This is a genomic window from Streptomyces sp. WELS2, from assembly GCF_013870595.1.
Classification (GTDB): domain Bacteria; phylum Actinomycetota; class Actinomycetes; order Streptomycetales; family Streptomycetaceae; genus Streptomyces.
In genome coordinates this window covers 1-5,184 of record NZ_JACBWZ010000443.1, presented here as the reverse complement: position 1 = coordinate 5,184, position 5,184 = coordinate 1, and the positions used below count along the sequence as shown (strand labels likewise).

Annotated in this window: 6 protein-coding genes and 1 pseudogene; 2 read left to right on the top strand and 5 right to left on the bottom strand. The window is 71.9% G+C overall.

The window, feature by feature from the left end:
- A pseudogene (locus H5J33_RS36800) lies at positions 1-303 on the bottom strand (hypothetical protein); the annotation flags it as partial.
- Between the two features lie 2 nt (positions 304-305).
- The gene (locus H5J33_RS22730; protein WP_181796761.1) at positions 306-1,271 is read right to left on the bottom strand and encodes a thiopeptide-type bacteriocin biosynthesis protein; all 966 of its coding nucleotides are present in this window, start codon (positions 1,269-1,271) and stop codon (positions 306-308) included.
- Positions 1,272-1,578: 307 nt separating this feature from the next.
- Here H5J33_RS22730 and H5J33_RS22725 point away from each other — a divergent pair, with 307 nt between their 5' ends.
- A complete protein-coding gene (locus tag H5J33_RS22725) occupies positions 1,579-2,193 on the top strand; it encodes a CatB-related O-acetyltransferase (protein ID WP_220212645.1) in 615 nt (204 codons plus the stop codon).
- Positions 2,194-2,376: 183 nt separating this feature from the next.
- Here the strand turns inward: H5J33_RS22725 and H5J33_RS22720 are convergent, their stop codons facing one another.
- Together H5J33_RS22720 and gap are read right to left on the bottom strand one after the other, a co-directional pair.
- The gene (locus H5J33_RS22720; protein ID WP_181796759.1) at positions 2,377-3,186 is read right to left on the bottom strand and encodes an MBL fold metallo-hydrolase; all 810 of its coding nucleotides are present in this window, start codon (positions 3,184-3,186) and stop codon (positions 2,377-2,379) included.
- Positions 3,187-3,372: 186 nt separating this feature from the next.
- Positions 3,373-4,371, bottom strand: coding sequence for a type I glyceraldehyde-3-phosphate dehydrogenase (gene gap / locus H5J33_RS22715; RefSeq protein ID WP_181796758.1), 999 nt, complete (start codon positions 4,369-4,371; stop codon positions 3,373-3,375).
- A 327-nt stretch (positions 4,372-4,698) separates the two neighbouring features.
- Here gap and H5J33_RS22710 point away from each other — a divergent pair, with 327 nt between their 5' ends.
- On the top strand, positions 4,699-4,923 hold the full coding sequence (locus H5J33_RS22710) for a hypothetical protein (RefSeq protein WP_181796757.1): 225 nt from the start codon (positions 4,699-4,701) through the stop codon (positions 4,921-4,923).
- 16 nt (positions 4,924-4,939) lie between these two features.
- Here the strand turns inward: H5J33_RS22710 and H5J33_RS22705 are convergent.
- The coding region (locus H5J33_RS22705; RefSeq protein ID WP_181796756.1) for a hypothetical protein at positions 4,940-5,184 on the bottom strand (245 nt) is incomplete at its 5' end.

Sequence of the window (5,184 nt, the reverse complement as noted above, 5' to 3'; positions counted from 1 at the left end):
CAGCCGCAGCAGCGCCGTGGCCCCGAGCAGGGTGCCGCGCGGGTCGGCCGGTTCGGTGGCTCGTGCCGGTACGGGCGTGCCCGCGGGGGGCGTGCCGCCTGTGCGGTGCGGTGCGGCTGCGGTTCCGGGTGCCGTGTGGGGTGTGTGCGTGGGGGCGACCGTGGTGCCGGGTGTGTGGGCGGGTTCGGTCGTGGTTCCGCGTGTCGGGTCGTGGCTGGCGTGGCTGTTGTCGTGCCTTACGCGCCTGTCCTGGCCGTCCCGCCCGTCGGCCGGCCGGGCCGCTCGTGCCGGTACGTGTTCCATGCTCAGTCCGCCTCCGCCCGGCCGTCGGCGGCGAGTGCCTCGGTGAGCAGGCACTGGCGCGCGGTGGGGAGCGCGCCCCGGTTCCAGTGGAAGATCACGTGGTGGGCGGCGGCCCGGCGGGGACCGACCGTGGCCTCACCGGAGGCGAAGTAGTGGCCGCGCCAGCGTTCTGCGGCCCGCCCCACCGCCGCCAGATGTTCGCCGAGGACGTCCCGCCACGCCTTCGGCAGGGCCTGGAGCCGGTCCTCGGGGCTCTGCTCCCAGTAGGCGCGGATCCCGGCGGCGGCCCGGCGCAGGTCCGGCTCGCCGAGACCGCCCGGCAGCCGCCGGCCGGTCTCCTCCCGCACCACCCGCCAGACCCCGCGGTGCTCCCAGCCGACGATGCCCAGCCCGTCGAACACGGCGTGCAGCAGGGCCAGGGACACCCGCCAGCCGACCGGAGCCGGTGCACCGGCCGCGGCGGTGTGCACGTCCAGCCAGGCCCGGGAGTCCGCGGTGAACAGCTCGTGCACCCAGGGCATGGAGCGCGGGCCGCCGAAGAGGTAGGTCTCCGGTTCGTACACCTCGGCCACGGGCAGCGTCCCGGCGTCCTCGGTCCGCTCCGGCGTCAGGTGGCGCAGCAGGGCGGTGCGCAGTTCCGGTGCCCGGGACGGCTGCGCCGCGAGGAACCGTACGCGCAGCCCCGGGGGTTTGTGCATGAAGAAGAAGTCGCGGGCCTGTCCGGTGCCGAGCAGCTCACGGGCCGCCGTGGCCAGTCGGCCGTACGGCGGCGGCGTGACGGCCAGGTTGAGCTGTACCCAGCCGGCCTCCGGGGTGTGGGCGCGCAGGGCTTCGAGTCCGGCCGTCAGAAAGGTCCGGCGGGCCGCCGCGTATCCGGGGCCGTCCTCCGCCGCGAGGGGTACGCCGCCCGGCGGCTCGGCGCGCACGTCGTCCAGGCAGTCGGCCAGCAACCGCTCGACCTGTACCATGCGGCCTCCTCACCGGGAAGGGCAATCCACTCCTGTGATGTCCATGTCGCCTGCGTTCCGAAGCGCGGAAGCGAATTGGTCATATGATCAACAGGAGTGCGCGGGAGGTACGCTCATGTGCCGCGGCAGCCCGGCGGACGCGCCGATGTCGCACCGGCGCCGCCGTGAGCCCGGACGGCGAGCGGGGCCGAAAAATCGGTGTGCCGGTACGGCGCGCCGACGCGATCATGGGCCGGTCCGCCATTACTCCCCGACCGCAGAGGGACCCGCCGTGCCCGTACCCGCCGATCCGACCGTCCTGCACCCCATGCCCGGACAGCCTCGCGTCGTCCTGCTCAAGCCGCTGGTGAAGTCCCCGCTGATCGAGGTCGGGGAGTACTCGTACTACGACGACCCGGACGACCCCATCGCGTTCGAGACCCGCAACGTGCTCTACCACTACGGACCGGAAAAGCTGATCATCGGTAAATTCTGTGCCCTGGGCACGGGCGTGCGGTTCATCATGAACGGCGCCAACCACCGTATGGACGGCCCTTCCACCTTCCCGTTCCCCACCATGGGCGGCTCCTGGGCCGACCACTTCGACCTGCTCGCCGGCCTGCCGAACCGAGGAGACACCGTCGTCGGCAACGACGTCTGGTTCGGCCACGGCACGACGGTGATGCCGGGCGTACGGATCGGACACGGTGCGATCATCGGCTCCGGCGCCGTGGTCACCGCCGACGTACCCGACTACGGCATCGTCGGCGGCAACCCGGCCCGCCTCATCCGCACTCGCTACTCCGACGAGGAGATCGCCCGGCTGCTGGCGGTGGCCTGGTGGGACTGGCCCGCCGAGCACATCACCGAGCACGTGCGCACGATCATGTCCGGCACCATCAACGACCTCGAGGCCGCCGCTCCGGGCGGCGCGCAGGCGTGAGAACACCACCGACGGCCGGGCCGGAGGCCGGATCTGGCGCGTGTTCGTCGTCGGCGAAGACGGTCGTGGAACCGCTGCCGAGGGCAACCCCGACGGCTTCGCCCTCCACCCGGAGCGAGGACTCGGCGAGGTGATGGCCGTCTGGCGGGCGGAAGTTGCCCGGCCCCGGCCGCCGTTACGCACTCACGCCCCGGCAGGTCGGCCGCGGTTCAGGTCTGCCGGCCGAGCGATCGAGAAGGTGGTGCCGGGGGCGGCATAGTCGACGGGACCGTGGAACCGGGCCGAGGCACGTCGCACCGCTTCGGCCGGGGTGAGGGTCGGGCCGACGTGTGTGACGAGCAACCGGCCCGCCCCGGCCGCCCCGGCCGTGTCGCCGGTGTCCTCGGGGGTGTGGTGTACCTGCGGACCGTCGGCCGGGGCCTGGCTGCTCTCGGCCTCGCACAGCAGCGCGTCGCACCCCTCGGCCAGCTGGGTGAGGTTCGCGCACGGTGCGGTGTCCCCGGAGTAGACCAGCGACCGGCCCTCGGCCTCGATGCGCACGGCGAAGGCCGGGATGCCGTGCTCCACCGCCCGGGTGGTCAGCGTGAGACCGCCGACGCTCGCCCGCTGCCCGTCATGCAACTCGTGGACGGCGAAGGCGGATTCGACGGGACTGCGCGTCGAGGTGTTGGTCAGGAAGTGGGCCAGCCGGTCGGCGATGCCCGGCGGCCCGTACAGGGGGATGGGCGCTTCGAACCGGACGTTCGCGTACAGCACCGCGTAGTACGCGGTGAGCAGATCCGCACTGTGATCGGCGTGCAGGTGCGAGATCCAGATCGCGTCCACCTCGTCGAGCCGGACATGCCGCTGCAACTGCGCCAGCGTCCCGCTGCCCGCGTCCACCCAGAGGCGGGTGGCGCCATGGGACACGAGGTAGCCGGAGCAGGCGTTGTCGACGGTGGCATGCGGTGTCGCACAGCCCAGAACGGTGAGTTGGAGAAGATCGCTGGTCATCCGCGGAGTCTATAGAGCCGTTGAAGGCCATGGAGCGGTCGATCTTGTGGAAGCTTCGACTCCCTTGGTGCGGACGACCTGCGCGGATGACGCCGGCCGGCGTCACTTCGACGACCCGGCGCGGCGGCGCCCCGGCCCCGCACGGGGAGTCCGGGGCGCCGCGACGGTACGGCCCTCGCGGCGGGGTCAGTGCGCGGCGAGCAGGTCGAGTGTGTCGAGCACGCGGTTCGAGAAGCCCCACTCGTTGTCGTACCAGGCGACCACCTTGACATGGCGGCCGTCCACGCGGGTGAGGGCCGAGTCGAAGACGGACGAGGCGGGATTGCCCGTGATGTCGGACGACACCAGCGGGTCCTCCGAGTATTCGAGGATGCCGGCGAGCGGCCCCTCGGCGGCGGCACGGTAGGCCGCCAGCACCTCGTCCCGCGACACCTCCCGGCTGACGGTGGTGTTCAGTTCCACGATCGAGCCCACCGGAACCGGCACACGGATCGAGTCACCCGACAGCCTGCCGTCCAGGTTCGGCAGCACCAGTCCGATCGCCTTGGCGGCACCCGTCGTCGTCGGCACGATGTTCACGGCGGCGGCACGCGCGCGGCGGGCGTCGCGGTGCGGGCCGTCCTGGAGGTTCTGCTCCTGGGTGTAGGCGTGCACCGTCGTCATGAAACCGTGCTCGATGCCCGCGAGTTCGTCCAGCACCGACGCCAGCGGCGCCAGCGCGTTCGTCGTGCAGGAGGCGTTCGAGACGATCGTGTGCAGGGCCGCGTCGTACGCCTCGGTGTTGACCCCGTAGGCGAGCGTGACATCGGCACCGTCCGACGGAGCGCTGACGAGCACCTTCCGCGCGCCCGCGTCCAGGTGCGCGCGAGCGGCCTTGGCCGACGTGAAACGGCCGGTCGACTCCAGGACGATGTCCACCCCGAGTTCGGCCCACGGCAACCGCGCCGGCTCCCGCTCGGCCAGCACCTTGATGCGCCGGCCGTCGACGACGAGCGTGTCCCCGTCGGCGCTCACCGGCCGGCCGAGCCGGCCGGCCGTCGTGTCGTAGGCGAGCAGCCGCGCCAGCACGGCGGGCTCCGTGAGGTCGTTGACGGCGACGACCTCCAGGGCGCTGTCGCGTTCGAGCAGCGCGCGCAGCACGTTGCGTCCGATGCGGCCGAATCCGTTGATGGCTATGCGGGTCATGAGTGCTCTCCCTTTCGTTCGCCACCATCGTCAAGCACCGCGTCCGCCCATGCCGACGGCGCGGGCGCCATGGTTCGCAAGGATCGTGCCAGGCGGTGCGGACCGCATGAGGTGTGCGACCGGTGCGCGTCGCCGGGGGACGGAGCGCCTTGGCCGGTTCCGGATACGGCGAGGCAGGCTCGGCGCATTTCCTCAGATCTCGCTCAACTGCCGCCAATTCCGGCCGGAAGTGTGGTGTCGTTCAACCCGACACCGAACAGCTGCTCGCGGCACGGTTCTCGCAGCACACCGCCCTGCTCCGGGCGCGAACGAACAGGGAGGGTGGATATGGCGAAGGCGGTGCACGCCTGGCTGGGCGACACGCGGATCACTTGTCAGGTCTGCCGGGGAGAGCTCTTCCGCGAGCGAGGCGTGAAGCTCAACAGCACCGGCATGGAATTCATGAAACTGGCCTGGGCGGACGAGACGGCGACAGGGCTGATCTGCTGGCACTGCGGGTACGTGCACCTCTTCGCCAACCGGGACATCGAGTTGCGCGGCGTCAAGGTGTGACCGCGCCGCCGTCCGTTCACGCCCCCGCGCCGCCCTCGTCGCCCTCGCCGTCCCGACCGTCTTCCGGCTGCCCGGTGAGCCGGGTCGCGAGCCGGTAGACGATCAGGGCGTCCCGGTACTCCTGACCGGCGACGACTTCACCGGGAAGGTTCGTGCGCTCGCTGTGGGACGTCGATGACCGTTTCCCGGTGCCGGGGAAGCGGACCGCTGTTCGCGGCTCCTCCACGAAGCGCAGGCGGTCGGCGCGGACGGTCGCCCGGA

Coding starts and splice junctions, on each gene's coding strand:
- H5J33_RS22730 (WP_181796761.1), bottom strand. CDS start 1,271: ATGGTACAGGTCGAGCGGTTGCTGGCCGACTGCCTGGACGACGTGCGC.
- H5J33_RS22725 (WP_220212645.1), top strand. CDS start 1,579: ATGCCCGGACAGCCTCGCGTCGTCCTGCTCAAGCCGCTGGTGAAGTCC.
- H5J33_RS22720 (WP_181796759.1), bottom strand. CDS start 3,186: ATGACCAGCGATCTTCTCCAACTCACCGTTCTGGGCTGTGCGACACCG.
- gap (WP_181796758.1), bottom strand. CDS start 4,371: ATGACCCGCATAGCCATCAACGGATTCGGCCGCATCGGACGCAACGTG.
- H5J33_RS22710 (WP_181796757.1), top strand. CDS start 4,699: ATGGCGAAGGCGGTGCACGCCTGGCTGGGCGACACGCGGATCACTTGT.